Origin of the sequence: Pseudomonas viridiflava (genome assembly GCF_900602065.1) — a bacterium.
Taxonomy (GTDB): domain Bacteria; phylum Pseudomonadota; class Gammaproteobacteria; order Pseudomonadales; family Pseudomonadaceae; genus Aquipseudomonas.
The window spans coordinates 25,850-40,146 of sequence record NZ_UWFN01000209.1; the positions used below are offsets into that span (position 1 = coordinate 25,850).

A 14,297-nucleotide genomic window follows, 5' to 3' on the forward strand; every position below is an offset into this window, starting at 1 on the left:
GGTCAAGCGCTGTTTAACGGGCGCCGTTACCTTTATGAAAGTGGTTGAGAAAGTTGCGCGTCGCTTCTTCGCGAGGGTTGTCGATGGTCTCGCGCGCAGGCCCTTCCTCAATCACGTAGCCGTCACGCATGAACACCACTCGGTCAGCCACTTCGCGTGCAAAGGCAATCTCGTGGGTCACGATCACCATGGTCATGCCGTCTGCCGCCAGCTGCTGAATGGTGCTCAGCACCTCGCCCACCAGTTCAGGGTCCAGCGCCGAAGTGGCTTCATCGAAGAGCATCACTTCGGGTTCCATGGCCAGCGCCCGGGCAATCGCTACGCGCTGCATCTGACCACCCGACAAGGTCTTGGGCATTTGCTGCGCGCGGTCGGCCAGACCGACCTTTTCCAGCTGCGACATAGCCAGATCACGGGCGACGCTCTTGCTCAGCCGACGCACATGGACGGGTGCCTCCATCACGTTTTCCAGCACGCTCATGTGAGGGAAGAGATTGAAATTCTGAAAGACCATGCCGGTACGCGCACGAAAAACCGCAAGCTCTTTGGTGCCCGGGGGCCGACGCCCCTGACCGAACAGGAACGTGGTATCACCCACACGAATTTCGCCTGCATCGGGTTCAACCAAGAGATTGATCGAGCGAAGCAGCGTTGACTTGCCCGATCCGGATGGCCCGATCAACGAGACGACACCGCCCTCCTCAACCTTGAAGTTGATGTTCTTCAATACTTCCAGCGCACCGAAACTTTTGCGCAGCGAGGTGATTTCGATCTTCGGTTTCGCGGACATTATTGAATGGCTCCGTGTTTCTTCTCGCGATAACGCACGACAAGGGTGAGCGGAAACAGGATCACAAAGTAGGCAACCGCCACGGCGGAATACGTTTCGAGCGGACGGAAACTGTCATGGGCAATCATCTGCCCCTGATAAACCAGGTCGGGCACAGCGAGCACCGACACCAGCGAGGTATTTTTGAATTGCATGATCGACTGGTTCATCAGCGCCGGCACCATGCGCCTGATCGCCTGAGGCAGAATGATCCGCCGCATGGTCAGCATCGGGGTCATGCCCAATGCCCCGCCTGCCTCGCGCTGGCCTGTTTCAATGGAGACGATGCCGCCACGAATGATCTCGGCGTAGAAGGCACCGCCATAACAGGACAAGGCCAGCAATGACGCAGTGATTGGCGTCATCTCGATGCCCGCCAGAATCGGCAGCGCGTAATAAAACCAGATCAGTTGGACCAGTACCGGCGTGCAGCGGAACACCTCGGTAAACATCAGCGCGACGGCGCGCACCGGCGTAAAGCGCGACAGCAAGCCCATCGCCGCCAAGAGCCCGATGACCAGCCCTCCCACCACAATGGCAGCGGTAAAAGACACCGTCAGGCCAAGGCCTTCCAGCAACAGCCAGCGGTATTCCCAGAGCGCGGAGAAATCCCACTCGTACATGTCAAAACCCCACGTCACATAACCCGATTTGAAAAACTGCCCATCAGCAATAAAGGCTGATCAGATTTCGAAGCCTTCAGGGAAGTCTTTCTGGGTGACCTTAACCAGCTCCATGTTGCGCATGATCGCGTCCTTGATGAAGCCGTTTTCACGGTGTTCGGTGATCCATGCATCGACGAACTCGCGCCAGGAGGTATCTTCCTCGCGCCGGAAGCCCGCATTGGATGTCGTGGAGTTCACTGGAGTTGGCACGATCAACTGACCGATCGCCGGGTTCTTCGCGCGCAACGCAAGCGCGAGCACCATCACCAGGCACTGGGCGTCTACCCGACCGGATTGCAGGGCTGCCGTCGCATCACTGGCGGTTTTCAAACGGGAGACCGTAGCGTTCGGCGCCAGTCGAGTAACGGCGCTATCGTGTGAAGAGCCCGCGTCGACACCTATGCGCATCTCAGCGGTATTGAAGTCTTCCCACGTCTTCGCGGTGACTGACTTTTTGGCAATGAACGTGAATGAGTTTTTGAACACTGGTCCGGAAAAGTCGATGACTTTCTGGCGCTCTGGCGTGGGGTTCAGCCCAAAGAACACATCAATCTTGCTGGCCTGCAGGTCCAGTACCGAGTTGCCCCAGGTGGTTTCAAGAATCGAGAGTTTCACGCCCAGATCATCTGCAAGCTTCTGACAGATGTCGATGTAGAAGCCGCGCCAAGGGCCGCCGGTCAGGCTTTTCTGATAGTAAGGCGCGCCATCGGCGATGGCACCGATACGCAGGACACCCGAGGATTTCACACGCTCAAGCGAGCTGGCTGCTTTGGCACTCAGTGAAACAAGCCCCGTCGAAGCACTGATCACGGTGGCCCCGAAAAGCTTGGTAAATCTTCTGCGCGTAATCATGCAAAACGTTCCCTTTTCTTAGCCATTTGTGATGTTTTGAGCTCATCATCTCGCGAAAATCTGGTTGGCAGTCGAAAAAAGACAGGTAAGGCAAATGTCGATTGGACAACGCGTCCGGCTGAATCCAGGCGCTGTTCGACTTATTGTTGGCAGATGACTTCTGCTCAGTGCAACGTGATAAACCTGTACGCAAGATTGCCGTCACCGGACAACGTAAAACGCTGCATGCTCTGCGTACGACGAAGCGTCCAACCCAGATGCAGATTCGTACGACATATTGATGACACAAAGCTTTTTACAACTGAAGCCTTGAAAAATGGGGTCGTCATGACTAAAAATCATGACGCCCTCACTCAGGATCAATGCCATGCGCCGATTTCTACCTTCGCTCTCCGCGCTTCAGGCATTCGAAGCCTCGGCACGGCATTTGAATTTCACTCGAGCGGCGGAAGATCTGTCCGTGACGCAAAGCGGGGTCAGCCGCCAGATCACCAATCTCGAACAGTTCCTGGGCATACGCCTGTTCGAGCGCTCGGGTTCTCGTCTGATCCTCACCGATGCAGGCAGCAAGTATGTTCAGGACGTGGTGCCGATGCTTAACCGGCTCGAAGAAGTCTCCATCGATCTGGTCCGCGGGCGCAAAGCGGATGCTTCGCTGATGATTGGTGCCAACCCTACATTCGTCTCGCGCTGGCTAGCACCGCGGCTGGAAAACTTCGTTCGGCAGGCGCCTGAGATCCCCGTCGAGGTCAACCCGATCGAAGCTGATGTTGACTTCAAAACCTGCCGCTTCGATATCGCCATCATGCGCGGTGCGGGTGCGTGGAACGACGCCAGAGCGCTGGAGTTGTTTGCCGAGGAGCTGGTGGTAGTCGCGTCACCCAGGCTGATCAGCGTGGGTGAAAAGCGTGATCAGCTGGACTTCTCCAAAGTACCCACCCTGCAGAACGCGAGCCGGCCGAGCCTTTGGCTGCAATGGCTGCGCGCATCGGGATGCGTCGGCACGGGGCTTATTCAGGGTGTACGGTTTTCTCAGAGCGAAATGCTCATCAGCGCAGCGGTCAGTGGCCTGGGCCTTGCGGTCGTGCCCATCCACTATGTTGAGCGGGAATTGCAAAGCGGCGAACTTCACATGCCGTTTGGCAAACCGGTGCGTTCGGGGGAGTCGTATTGGGTGGTCAGCCCCGAGCGCAAATCCCGGAAACAGCATGCACTGCTTTTCCGCGACTGGCTGATGCAGCAGGCGCGGCAGGCTCGCAGCTGATCCAGCGTGTCACTGTTCTGCCTTGACCTGCGCCCACACCTGAGACCTGAGCTTTTCAATATCGGCAGGTATGGCCTGAAGTGCGAACAAGGTACTGAGCGTTTCGGCGTCGGGGTAGATTGCGGTGTCGTTGTGAACGGAAGCCTCTACCAGTGCCTCGGCCTTCTCATTGCCATTCGCGTAATGCAGGTAATTGGAAATGCCGCTGATCACCTTGGGGTTAAGCACGTAGTTCATGAAGGCATAGGCCGCTTTTTGATTGGGCGCATCTGCCGGGATGGCCATCATGTCAAACCACATGGGTGAACCTTCCCGCGGTAGCGCGTATTTGATTTCAACGCCCTTGCCTGCTTGCTGCGCCTGATGTTGCGCGAGCATGACGTCCCCGGAATACCCTACCGCCACGCAGATCTTGCCGCTGGCCAGATCCGTTATGTACTCGGTGGAGTTGAAATAGCGAACATAGGGCCGAACCGCGCGCAAAGCCGCTGTGGCCTTGGGGTAATCCGCAGCGTTTGCGCTGTCGGGAGGAAGGTTCAGATAGTTGAGCGCAATCGGCAGAACGCTCGCGGCACTGTCGACCATTGCCACACCGCATTGAGAAAGCTTTTTCAGGTTCTCGGGTTTGAAGATCAAGTCCCAGGAATTCAGGGGCGTGTCCTTGCCCAATACCGCTTCGACCTTGGCCGCGTTGTAACCGATACCGGTAGTCCCCCATAGATAAGGGAACGCGTATGCGTTGCCAGGATCAACGTTTGCCAACGCCTGAAGCAAAACCGGATTGAGGTTCTTCCAGTTGGGTAACTGGCTTTTGTCCAGTTTCTGTAAATTGCCGCGCTCAATCTGGCGAGCCAGGAAATGACTCGACGGCACCACGATGTCGTAACCGGAGTGTCCCGCTTTCAGCGTGTCATCCAGAGTCTCGTTCCGCTCATAGGTGTCGTAAGTGGCGGCAATGCCCGTTTCTTTCTGGAAGTTAGTCAGCGTGTCCGGTGCGAAATAATCCGTCCAGTTGAAAATCTTCACAGTTGGCGCGGCCTGACTCATCGACGCAACCAACATCAACGGAACGAACGCTTTGGCGAACATCTTGTAGTCCTTGTTAAATTTAAGAATCGCGCTGCGTGTGACTGCCCTGATGCTAACCGATTGACCTCGGGCGGAAGGACAATATTTTAACTATCGCGAGGTGTTAAATAGTCAATACAGGCCTGATGTTGGCGCTCTCCCGCGTCTATTGGAGTTACAGTGATGGTTTTTACAGGCTGACCAGCGCAAAGGCAGACGAAGCAGATGGCCGAATGGGAACGCAACGGGTTGACGAAAAGGATGCAGGGCTGGGCAATACTGATTTGCATGTTGCTCATCGGACTATTTATCGATGGACCATGGCCCGACAGCGACTCATCGAACCGCAAGCGGGTTTTCAGTCCGGGTTTCATATCGCTGTGCGTGGTCGTGGCAACGCTTGAACTGGTGATCTTGAACGGGATGTATGGCGAGGGTCGCTAACGGATTAAGGCTTACCAGAAAGAAGTGAAAACATTCGCGGTTTCCGTTCACGTTTTTTTCACGGACCGCCCCGTATGGTTATCCCAGCTCCTTCATGACTTTAAGCCCGTTGATCCCCATCGCGGGCTTTTCTTTTGCCTGAAATTCAGCCCTTTCAGCCCGGAATAACACTCTCCAGTGCCTCAATCAGCTGGGCAGAAGCTCTGTACAAGGGTGCGTGCCCGCGCATCAGTATTTGCGCACTGCGACGGTAGGCAGCAGCCTTGACTTCGATATGGCTGCCTTCAGTTCTCACACTGACGGTGGTATCCAGTTTGCCCGCCGGATTCTCGATGCTCACCTCGATATCTGAAAACGAGGCAACAGGCTCAGCAATACCCATTGCGATCTTGTGAGCAACAGTCCCCGGCAACAGACACGCAGCGGCAAGACAGCAGCCACCTGAAACAGCCATCGACGCATGCCCCGTTTGTGGCGTGAAATAACGCACGGCAATATTGCCTCCCTGACGCGGAGCACCGACGATACAGACCTTGGGTATGGTCTCGCTTCGCTCCAGATCTGCAAGGCTCATAAGCTCGCCATCACGGCGGCGCAGGCGCATCTTGAGCCCTGCCTCAATCCAGACTTGACGTAGCTGCGCCATGAACGTCTGGTCAGATTCAAGCGCCGAGACCGCTTCGTGTCCGGTCTTGCCGAAGCTCGCTGCATCAGCGATCACCATCGGCACCGCGACATCAACACAGGAAACGTCGTGCCCGGCGAACGTGTCGAGAACATTTCCCGTCGGCAAGAACGCGCCAGTCTTGTTACCTACGGGCGACTGCAGAAACAGATCAACACTGGGGAACGCGCCCTGAACGCCCGGAATCTCAGCATTGATGAAACGCCCCTGCTCATCGCGATACATACGTGCAAGCGTCACGACGCCCGTGTTGGTGTTTTTGATTTGTACCTCAAAGGTGCCACTGGCAGGTGCCGCTATCAGCCCCGCATCAAGGGCCCAGAGCGACAACGCAGAAGACATGTTGCCGCAGTTCACACTCCAGTCGATAGCGCCATGATCGCTGGCCAGTTGAGCAAGCGTGCTGACGATCTGTGGCCCTGCCGACGTTTCTTCGATCCGGGCCAGGAACACTTTATTGCTGGTGGCAGGGCCTCTGCCAAGGCCGGTGATCTGGCGATTCCCTGGCTGATCGCCTGACAGTGGAACGCCCATCAGATGACGCAGCAGCTCTGCACGCAGCCCTTCATCGCGGGGCAACAAAGGCTCCCAAATCACTACGCCAGTCGAGGTGCCACCGCGCATATAGTGCACGGGCAGCTCCACCACGCCACATTGAAGGCGACTGCGAAGCATGAACTGACTGGAAGATGAGGATTGGGATTCGTGCATGGAGTACTCCATAGCTGTCGGTGCGTAGGCTGGATTAATTGGCCATCCCAGATGCTTACCGGGGATAGCGCATCCTACAGACTTGTACCCCTGAAAATCGATGTTCCCCCGACGACCCGAACTGCTTTTCAGATTGAGTTGAGTTGTCCTGACCGCCGGGGGAGCACGCACACATTAATCAGAAACCCCGCCTCTGCCTTTAAGACAAATCTGAATAATGCTCCGCGCTGAAGGTCTCGCGGCAAACATTTGACGGGTAGGAGCTGCCGAAGGCTGCGATGGCGGTGTGTCAGGTTAAATGCTTCGCAGCCTTCGGCAGCTCCTACAGGAAAGTATTCCCAATCAGGTGGCTGTCAGGAACATAACCATCGGACATTCCGTTTTATTCAAGTTGGGCGATGCTAACAGCTCGCTTGCTTGCGCAGCTCATACGTCGCCCGGTAACTGCCGGGGGCGGCGTCAAAGAAGTCTCGAAAGCGTTTGTGAAAATGCGGCATGCTCACAAAACCGGTGGCCATGGCGATATCGGTGATGGATCGATTGGTCTGCAGAACAAGCTGTCGGGCGCGGGTCAATCGCAGTTCCAGGTAATAGCGACCGGGAGCGGCGCCGACAAAGCGAAAGAAACGGCGTTCAAGCTGGCGCTTCGAAATTCCGGCGCAGGCAGCCAGGTCATCAAGGCTCAACGGCTCTTCTATGTTCTTGTGCATCAACTCCAGCGCCAGCTTCAGGGCTTGCGGCAGCGTCGGATCCGAGTCCACCGACACAGTGGACACACCGCTGACATGCTCATGCTGGTCACACCCGAGAATTTCCTCCACTGCACGGGTCAACGCACTGCCTTGGGTGCCCCGGATATATTCCAGCATCATCCGCAACGCGCTGCTGGCACCAGCGCATGTCATCCGGTCAGGTTCAACCACATAACTCTTGTCACTGATACCCAGACACGGAAACTTGTCAGTCATCATTGCGCGGCCATCAGGATGGAATGCGCAGAAATATCCATCCATTAACCGGGCATCCGCTAGAAAGTAGGCGCCATTCCACAACCCGCCCATGCTCGTGCCACAGGCTGCGGCGGCAATCAGCTTGCGTCGCAGACACGGGTTGCTTTTCAACTCGACCCGCAAGCCGCCCACTACAACAAGCACATCATGACGCGCACGCAGTTCCGAAAGCTCCAGGTCAAAGGGAACGGCGACCCCCAGATCACTCAAGACGGCATCGCCTTTGAGGCTGATTTTCTGGATGTCGAAAATCGGTGAATCGTTCATCAGGTTCGCAGTCACCAGCGCGTCCATGGCGCCGCTAAACGACATCAGGGAAAAATTATCCAGCAGGATAAACGCAACGCGCACTGCCGACTGCGGCTTTGACAGGGTTTTGGCAGAGGACGAATAACGCAGGTTCTGATCCCTGAGCACGCTTTCAAAAACGTAAGTCATCGGTTCCACCCTCGGCCGCTGTTCATTTGTACGCAGCTTCGGCACACGGAGACAGAAGAAGATTAAGCAACCCTTCGCAATCAGGTTTTTCTGCCAGGCTGGCGACTGCCTGCTCAAGCAAGCGACTACGCGAGACCCCAAGGCTTTGCTCTGAAAACATCCGGTATTTTTCGATGAATTCGGCCGCGGTCATGGGGTTGGCCGGATCACCTTTGGCCGATGTCGTCGGGCTGGAGATACACCTGCCGTCCTTGAGTTGAACCGTGACGCGAGAGAGTATTTCTTCCGGGAAACGCACTGACAAATCAGCCGCTTCAGCGATGTTGATAGTCTTGCTGATGGCAAGAATGTCCGGGGCATCAATAGCCGCCCCCGTCACTTCGTCCGCGCTGACCCGGCCACGCGCTACCAGAGCGGCAACCGGAAATGCCAGTGCGTACTGGGCTTCATCGGCATTTTTGGGGAAGTGCCCCTGCAAACGCACCGACTCATGAAAGGTCTCAATCTGGATTGTTTCGATGCTTCCTGGAGCGATCTCCGGATGCTCGCTCATCAGTTGCGTCATGGCAGTCAATGCTGGCTGGGCCCAGCGGCAGACCGGCCAGGGTTTGAAGTATTGCTCGTCGATTTCCCAGGTTTCGCCCAAGCCCTGCCAGTAAGGGAGACCACCCGCCAATTCGACGGTTTCAGCGGGGGCACCGGTGACGCCTGCCTGAGCCATCAGCAGCGCATTTATACCCGCATGAGCGCCAGCGCCATGGGCATCACGCAGCATCGACGGGTAATCCACCACGCGCATCATCGGACAGCGCGGGCCAAAATATTCCGCAATACCGAGGGCGTGCCTAAAGGTTTGCTCGTCCAGCTTAAGCAAACGGGCGCCAGCGCACACCACTCCAATTCCGGCGAAAGCCCCTGAAGCATGATATTGCGCAGCGGTAGCCATCAACGCCCGCCCGGCTCTTAGCGCCGTCTCGTAGCCGATGGTCAATACGCAGAGTATTTCTTCGCCGCTGATATTCTTGCCACCGGCACAAAAGGCGTCGATCAACGCGATGATTGCCGGAACCACGGTCGCACCCGCGTGACCTTTGGACGTGAAGTGGCCTTCATGAGCATCCAGGCTGTCGACACTGAAACCGCCCGCATAGGCTGCGCCCAAGGGATGCACCGACCTGCCGTCAAACCATAAACGGCTTGAGAGTGTTGTCGCCGGGTAATGGGCAACCGCAAACTCCTTCAGGATATGGCTGGTGTTGTTTTCACGTGCTGCGGCCGCGACGCCGATAATATCGAGCAGACAGGTCTCAATTCGCTTGCGGGTTTCAAGAGGCGTGTCGGCTAGTTCGAATTGCTGAATGAATGAATAAAGGGACATACGCCCCTCCCTATTAAACGGGGTATAAAAAAGGCCGCCCGAAAACGGACAGCCTGAGGCTTTATCGGTACGGCTTATTTCTTTGCGGCGGCTCGGGCATCTGCCAGCCAGCCGTCGTAGGCAGCCTGGTGAGCCGCAATCCATTCAGCCGCGTGGCGCTTGATGTCCGCAGCAGAGTTTTCGCCGTTGTGCATTTTCAGGTTCTGAGCACTTTCATCATCAGTAGTGATTTGCATCTCGGACAAAAACTTGACCGCTACCGGATTCTTCTCGGCAAAATCCTTGTTCAACACCGCGCGAATGTTGTCCACCGCAAAGCCCAGATTTTTGCCTTTGTAAGTGGTGTTAACGTCGTTTTTCCCGCCGGGAAGGTCGGTCCTTGGAACGCTTAGCCAGACCACATCCCTGCCCTCGACCAGTACGGTGGAGATCCACTGTGGAACCCAGGTGAAGTAGAGGATTGGCTTACCCTCTTTATAGCGGGCAATGGTGTCGGCCATCAGGGCGAAGTAAGAGCCACGGTTGTCGGTGACCGTCTTTTCAAGGCCGTAGGCCTGCATATGGTGTTCGACGACAACCTCACAGCCCCATCCGGGGTTGCACCCCGTCATATCGGCTTTACCGTCGCCATTGCTGTCGAACAACTTGGCAATTTCCGGCTTTTTCAGGTCTTCGACTGAAGTGATTTTGTATTGATCAGCAGTTTTCTTGTCGATCATGTACCCCTGCAATACACCGGGCATGATGCTGCCGATTTTCACCATGGTGTCGTCCCCGCCCGCTTTGGCGTAGAACGACGCATGCAACTGCTCCCAGGCATGCACGGTGAAGTCTGCGTCACCATAAGACAGCGCGAGCATCATTGCCGGATAGTCAGTCTCCTTGGGCTGCTGCACGTTGTAGCCCAGATCTTTGAGCCCGGCCATGGCAATTTCACCGCGGAATCGCTCTTCGGCAATGGTTGGAAAAATCGGTGTGATGGATACGCCCTTGCCAGGTTCCTGAGCAGCAGTAGCAAAAGCCGGTGTTATGGCGATCGCCAGAGCGGCCATACAACGAATCATTTTTATTTTTACACTGTGTTTGTCAGCATTCATCGTCATCTACCTTGCAGGGGGATAAGGGGCAGGCGTACAGCGATCAATTAACGTCCGGCACTTAGTTTTCTTTTAAAGGTGCACCGGTATGTTTTGCTTCAGTCTTTTTTCCAAGTTTGAACAACATTCCAACGGGCCCTGTCTGGTACCAGCGCTCACCCTTGACGGCACTGTTGCTGCGCTCACCCATGGCCTGGGTCAACCGGTCAAGGAAGATTGCCAACAGCACCAGCCCAACTCCGCCCACCGTGGCAAGCCCCATGTCCAGTCGACCAATGCCGCGAAGGACCATCAACCCAAGGCCACCGACAGAAATCATGGAGGCGATGACCACCATGGACAGCGACAGCATCAGCGCCTGGTTCAGGCCAGCCATGATCGTGGGGGCAGCCAGGGGCAGTTGCACCTTGAGCAGCATCTGCCGCCGTGTGCAGCCGAACGCCCGGGCGGCTTCGACCTTGTCTTCGGGTACCTGGCGGATGCCCAGATTGGTCAGGCGCACCAATGGCGCGACCGAGAAAATGATGGTGACCAAGACACCCGGCACGTTACCGATACCAAACAGCATCACTACGGGGACCAGATAAACGAAGGCCGGTAAGGTCTGCATCGCATCAAGCCCTGGCCTGAGTATTCTTTCCAGGCGGTCGCTGCGGGCGCAGAGCACACCCAGCGGAACACCGATCACTACGCAAAAGACCAGTGATGTGAGGACTAACGCCAAGGTTGTCATTGCGTCGTTCCAGACGCCAATCAGCCCCAGAAGCGTGAGCGTGACAAAACAGAGGGCACCCACCTTCTTGCCGCCCACCTGCCAACCAAGCAGCGTGGCAAAGATGATGAAAATCGTCGGCGGGATGGACAGCAATCCGCTTTGAATACCGTTGAGTATCTGGTCCACAGGCCATCGTATGGATCGAAACACTTCACGGAAGTTATGCACCAGATAGTTGAGCACTACTTCAACCCACTGGCCCAGAGGAATAGTGATGCTTTGGAACGGATCAAGAACGCTGAAATCGGACATGCTGGATACCTGAGTAGCTGAGGCTGATGTTTCGCCCGGTTGACACGGTCAGTGACGACTCATTGTCTGCAGCAAAAGACTCTTGGAAATGGTGCCTTTGAACACGCCCTGCCCATCCACAACGGCGACGGGGTGCACGGCATTGGCGACGATGTGAAAGATGTCTTGCAGCGGAACATCGACATGCAGCGTTGGCCGCGAAGTGTCCCCGTCATACGGATGTTCAGCGCTGAGGGTTGCGACGTCGCCAGCTCGTAGAATCTTCGACGCATCAAAACCCTTGAAGAAGGCCCTGACGTAATCGTTCACCGGGTTGCAGAGCAACTCTTGGGGAGAGCCAATCTGTACAATGCGCCCGCCTTCCATGATCGCGATGCGATGGCCGATACGAATGGCCTCTTCGATGTCATGGGAGATAAAAATGATGGTGCGGTGCTGTTCCGCCTGCAGGCGAATAAGCTCACCCTGCATCTCATGACGGATGAGTGGATCCAGCGCTGAAAAGGCCTCGTCCATGAGCAGGATCGCAGGGTCATTGGCCAGCGCGCGGGCCAGGCCGACTCGCTGCTGCATACCGCCGGACAACTGGTGCGGAAAGCTGTATTCATGACCGGTCAGCCCCACTTGCTCCAGCGCTTTACGGGCGCGCTCGTGGCGCTCTTTTTCATCGATACCCGACACTTCAAGACCGAAGGCGGCATTGTCGATAACGTTCATGTGCGGCATGAGCGCGAACGACTGGAAAACCATACTCATTTCCTTGCGACGCACATTTAAAAGCGCCACGTCGGAGAGGCCGGTGATTTCCTTGCCGTTAAGATGAATAGTGCCCGAGGTGGGTTCGATCAGACGATTGAACAAACGGACCATGGTTGACTTGCCGGACCCCGACAATCCCATGATGACAAAAATCTCGCCACGCTTTACCGAAAATGTAGCGTCAAATACACCGACGACTTGCCCGGTCTTGTTGAAAATTTCATTTTTATCCGCCCCGCCGTTGAGCATATCCATTGCTACTTTTGGCTGGGTGCCAAAGACTTTATAGATATTCTTGACCGAGAGTATTTCGTCACCATGACTCATAATCCCTTCCTTCTGCGAGTGCTAAAAAAGGTTCGGAAATAGACTGGGCTATCACCGATCAGAATGAACTTGTTATGGCAGCAGAAGAACTTCTTGAAAGAAAAGAATGAGACATCCTTTGAATCCTCTTATTATTATTTATGGTCAATGACTTCTGAGTGGGACGAGAGCCTTGATGACAAAGTTATTACCTTAGCCCCGCAACGTCTAACAACATTTCGTCCAATCAATCAATAACGTCAGGTTATTGATCAGCACATATCCAAAAACGACACGCTTGGCGGTCCCTTATGGACAGCGCCTGCCTACGCCTGTCATAAGGCTAGCGAGAGGCGGTTATCAGCGATGCAGGCTGTTGCGAAGTACTGGCGACCCGCCTCGGTCACGAGCCCTCTACACCCGTTTTCCAGGAAAATGGATACCTTAGGTTATGGTTAAGCACATCGACCCTGACAACACGTTATTAAAGATGCCGTCGCTCAAAGCGGTGAAATCCTTTGTGGCCGCCGCGAAATACCAGAGCTTCACGCGTGCCGCAGAGGCGCTTTGCGTGACTCAGGCCGCTATCAGCCGACAGATTCGCGAGCTGGAAGCTTATCTGGGCGTCGAACTGTTCAGGCGGGTTGGCAGAGCGGTCGAGCTTACCGAAGCGGGCTCTGCTTTTTTCGATGCGGCGCAACTGTCCTTCGTCAACATTTCCCAGGCGGCGAAGCGAGTCGGCGCTTACAAGGCTGGCAAGTCAGAGCTGACCCTGTGCTGCTCCGCCGCGTTTGCCGCACTGTGGCTTTCCCCGAAACTGCCGGGGTTCTTCAGCCAGAATCAGGACATCGACCTTAATCTGATCAGCACGCAAAACTTCCTTTCAATGGAGCCCGGTGTTACACCTGATATCTTCATCACTAAATTTTCCAGCGTGCAGAGTGGTTACCGTAACTATCCGCTGTTTCACGACGTGATATTCCCCGTGTGCACCCCTCAGTATCGCGACGAGCATCCGGAGCTCGCGACCCTGGAAGGCCTGCGCGACAGCGCCCTGCTCAACTTGAGCCCCTACGGGCGCTCACAAGTGGCAGAACATGTTGACTGGAGCGTCTGGCTCGCCTTCCATGACACCGATATAGAAAAGCGCCCGCACGACCGGCCTCATGTCTTCAGTGCCAATGACTACAACGTGGTGATCAATATGGCGCTGGCCAATCAGGGCGTGGCACTCGGCTGGAGCCAGTTGGTAGCCGAATTGATTGAAAGCGGCGCACTGGTTCGCCCTATTCAGAAAGAAGTGGTCCACAAGGACTCTCAACACTACCTCGCGTTCAGGGAAGACCGGGCCAATGACCACGCGTGCTGCAAATTGCGCGACTGGCTGCTCTCCTATTTCACGTAACACGCCTCTTAAATAGCCCTTCACTCTCCGTGATAAAGCCAATCACACTCTGGTTTGTCACGGTCAGGGCGTTGAAATATGCTTGCGATACTCTTCGCTTCGCACACTTCCCCTGCCCTGCTTTCCCCGTGCGCCTCTCACGATTGATAACATTTGTTTATGCATTGCCTGACCTAAAAGTTTCTTGTTGAACGTCGATTTGTACACGTAACCTTCACAAAAGCCGGAAGAACTGACGGTTGGCCGTTTACAGATGTTTGTCAGGATCATCGCGTCATCATTGAACATTTCAAGTGACGGTCAATACCGAGTTTCGAACCAATAATGATCGGCTGCAGCTCCCTTACCGGTGAGCAGCG

The 14,297-nt window shown here is 55.5% G+C and carries 11 protein-coding genes and 1 pseudogene; 2 read left to right on the forward strand and 10 right to left on the reverse strand.

The window, feature by feature from the left end:
- Nucleotides 1–13 precede the first annotated feature (13 nt).
- Genes EE949_RS12055 through EE949_RS12065 form a run of 3 tightly spaced genes read right to left on the reverse strand, consistent with a single transcriptional unit; the run spans nucleotide 14 to nucleotide 2,346 of the window.
- The gene (locus EE949_RS12055; RefSeq protein WP_122664505.1) at nucleotides 14–790 is read right to left on the reverse strand and encodes an amino acid ABC transporter ATP-binding protein; all 777 of its coding nucleotides are present in this window, start codon (nucleotides 788–790) and stop codon (nucleotides 14–16) included.
- Nucleotides 790–1,452 (reverse strand): amino acid ABC transporter permease, encoded by a 663-nt coding sequence (locus tag EE949_RS12060; protein WP_122664506.1) that lies wholly within the window; start codon nucleotides 1,450–1,452, stop codon nucleotides 790–792. Before EE949_RS12060 ends, EE949_RS12055 begins: the two co-directional genes overlap by 1 nt.
- Nucleotides 1,453–1,512: 60 nt before the next feature.
- Nucleotides 1,513–2,346, reverse strand: coding sequence for a transporter substrate-binding domain-containing protein (locus EE949_RS12065; protein ID WP_122664507.1), 834 nt, complete (start codon nucleotides 2,344–2,346; stop codon nucleotides 1,513–1,515).
- 367 nt (nucleotides 2,347–2,713) lie between these two features.
- On the opposite strand from EE949_RS12065, the gene EE949_RS12070 reads away from it, so the two are divergent.
- A complete protein-coding gene (locus EE949_RS12070; RefSeq protein ID WP_122664508.1) occupies nucleotides 2,714–3,610 on the forward strand; it encodes a LysR substrate-binding domain-containing protein in 897 nt (298 codons plus the stop codon).
- Between the two features lie 9 nt (nucleotides 3,611–3,619).
- On the opposite strand, the gene EE949_RS12075 is transcribed toward EE949_RS12070, so the two are convergent.
- From EE949_RS12075 to EE949_RS12110, 7 genes and pseudogenes are all read right to left on the reverse strand, one after another.
- A complete protein-coding gene (locus tag EE949_RS12075; protein ID WP_275898996.1) occupies nucleotides 3,620–4,726 on the reverse strand; it encodes a polyamine ABC transporter substrate-binding protein in 1,107 nt (368 codons plus the stop codon).
- Between the two features lie 550 nt (nucleotides 4,727–5,276).
- On the reverse strand, nucleotides 5,277–6,518 hold the full coding sequence (locus EE949_RS12085) for a PrpF domain-containing protein (protein WP_240350531.1): 1,242 nt from the start codon (nucleotides 6,516–6,518) through the stop codon (nucleotides 5,277–5,279).
- Between the two features lie 401 nt (nucleotides 6,519–6,919).
- On the reverse strand, nucleotides 6,920–7,966 hold the full coding sequence (locus EE949_RS12090; RefSeq protein ID WP_122664511.1) for a GlxA family transcriptional regulator: 1,047 nt from the start codon (nucleotides 7,964–7,966) through the stop codon (nucleotides 6,920–6,922).
- A gap of 22 nt (nucleotides 7,967–7,988) precedes the next feature.
- Nucleotides 7,989–9,344, reverse strand: coding sequence for an MmgE/PrpD family protein (locus EE949_RS12095; RefSeq protein WP_122664512.1), 1,356 nt, complete (start codon nucleotides 9,342–9,344; stop codon nucleotides 7,989–7,991).
- 74 nt (nucleotides 9,345–9,418) lie between these two features.
- On the reverse strand, nucleotides 9,419–10,396 hold the full coding sequence (gene proX / locus EE949_RS12100) for a glycine betaine/L-proline ABC transporter substrate-binding protein ProX (RefSeq protein WP_122664513.1): 978 nt from the start codon (nucleotides 10,394–10,396) through the stop codon (nucleotides 9,419–9,421).
- 106 nt (nucleotides 10,397–10,502) lie between these two features.
- Nucleotides 10,503–11,471: pseudogene (gene proW / locus EE949_RS12105) on the reverse strand (glycine betaine/L-proline ABC transporter permease ProW); the annotation flags it as partial.
- Nucleotides 11,472–11,516: 45 nt separating this feature from the next.
- Complete coding sequence (locus EE949_RS12110) at nucleotides 11,517–12,554, reverse strand: quaternary amine ABC transporter ATP-binding protein (protein ID WP_122664515.1); 1,038 nt, start codon at nucleotides 12,552–12,554, stop codon at nucleotides 11,517–11,519.
- A 430-nt stretch (nucleotides 12,555–12,984) separates the two neighbouring features.
- On the opposite strand from EE949_RS12110, the gene EE949_RS12115 reads away from it, so the two are divergent.
- The gene (locus EE949_RS12115; protein ID WP_122664516.1) at nucleotides 12,985–13,938 is read left to right on the forward strand and encodes a LysR family transcriptional regulator; all 954 of its coding nucleotides are present in this window, start codon (nucleotides 12,985–12,987) and stop codon (nucleotides 13,936–13,938) included.
- Nucleotides 13,939–14,297: the final 359 nt, after the last annotated feature.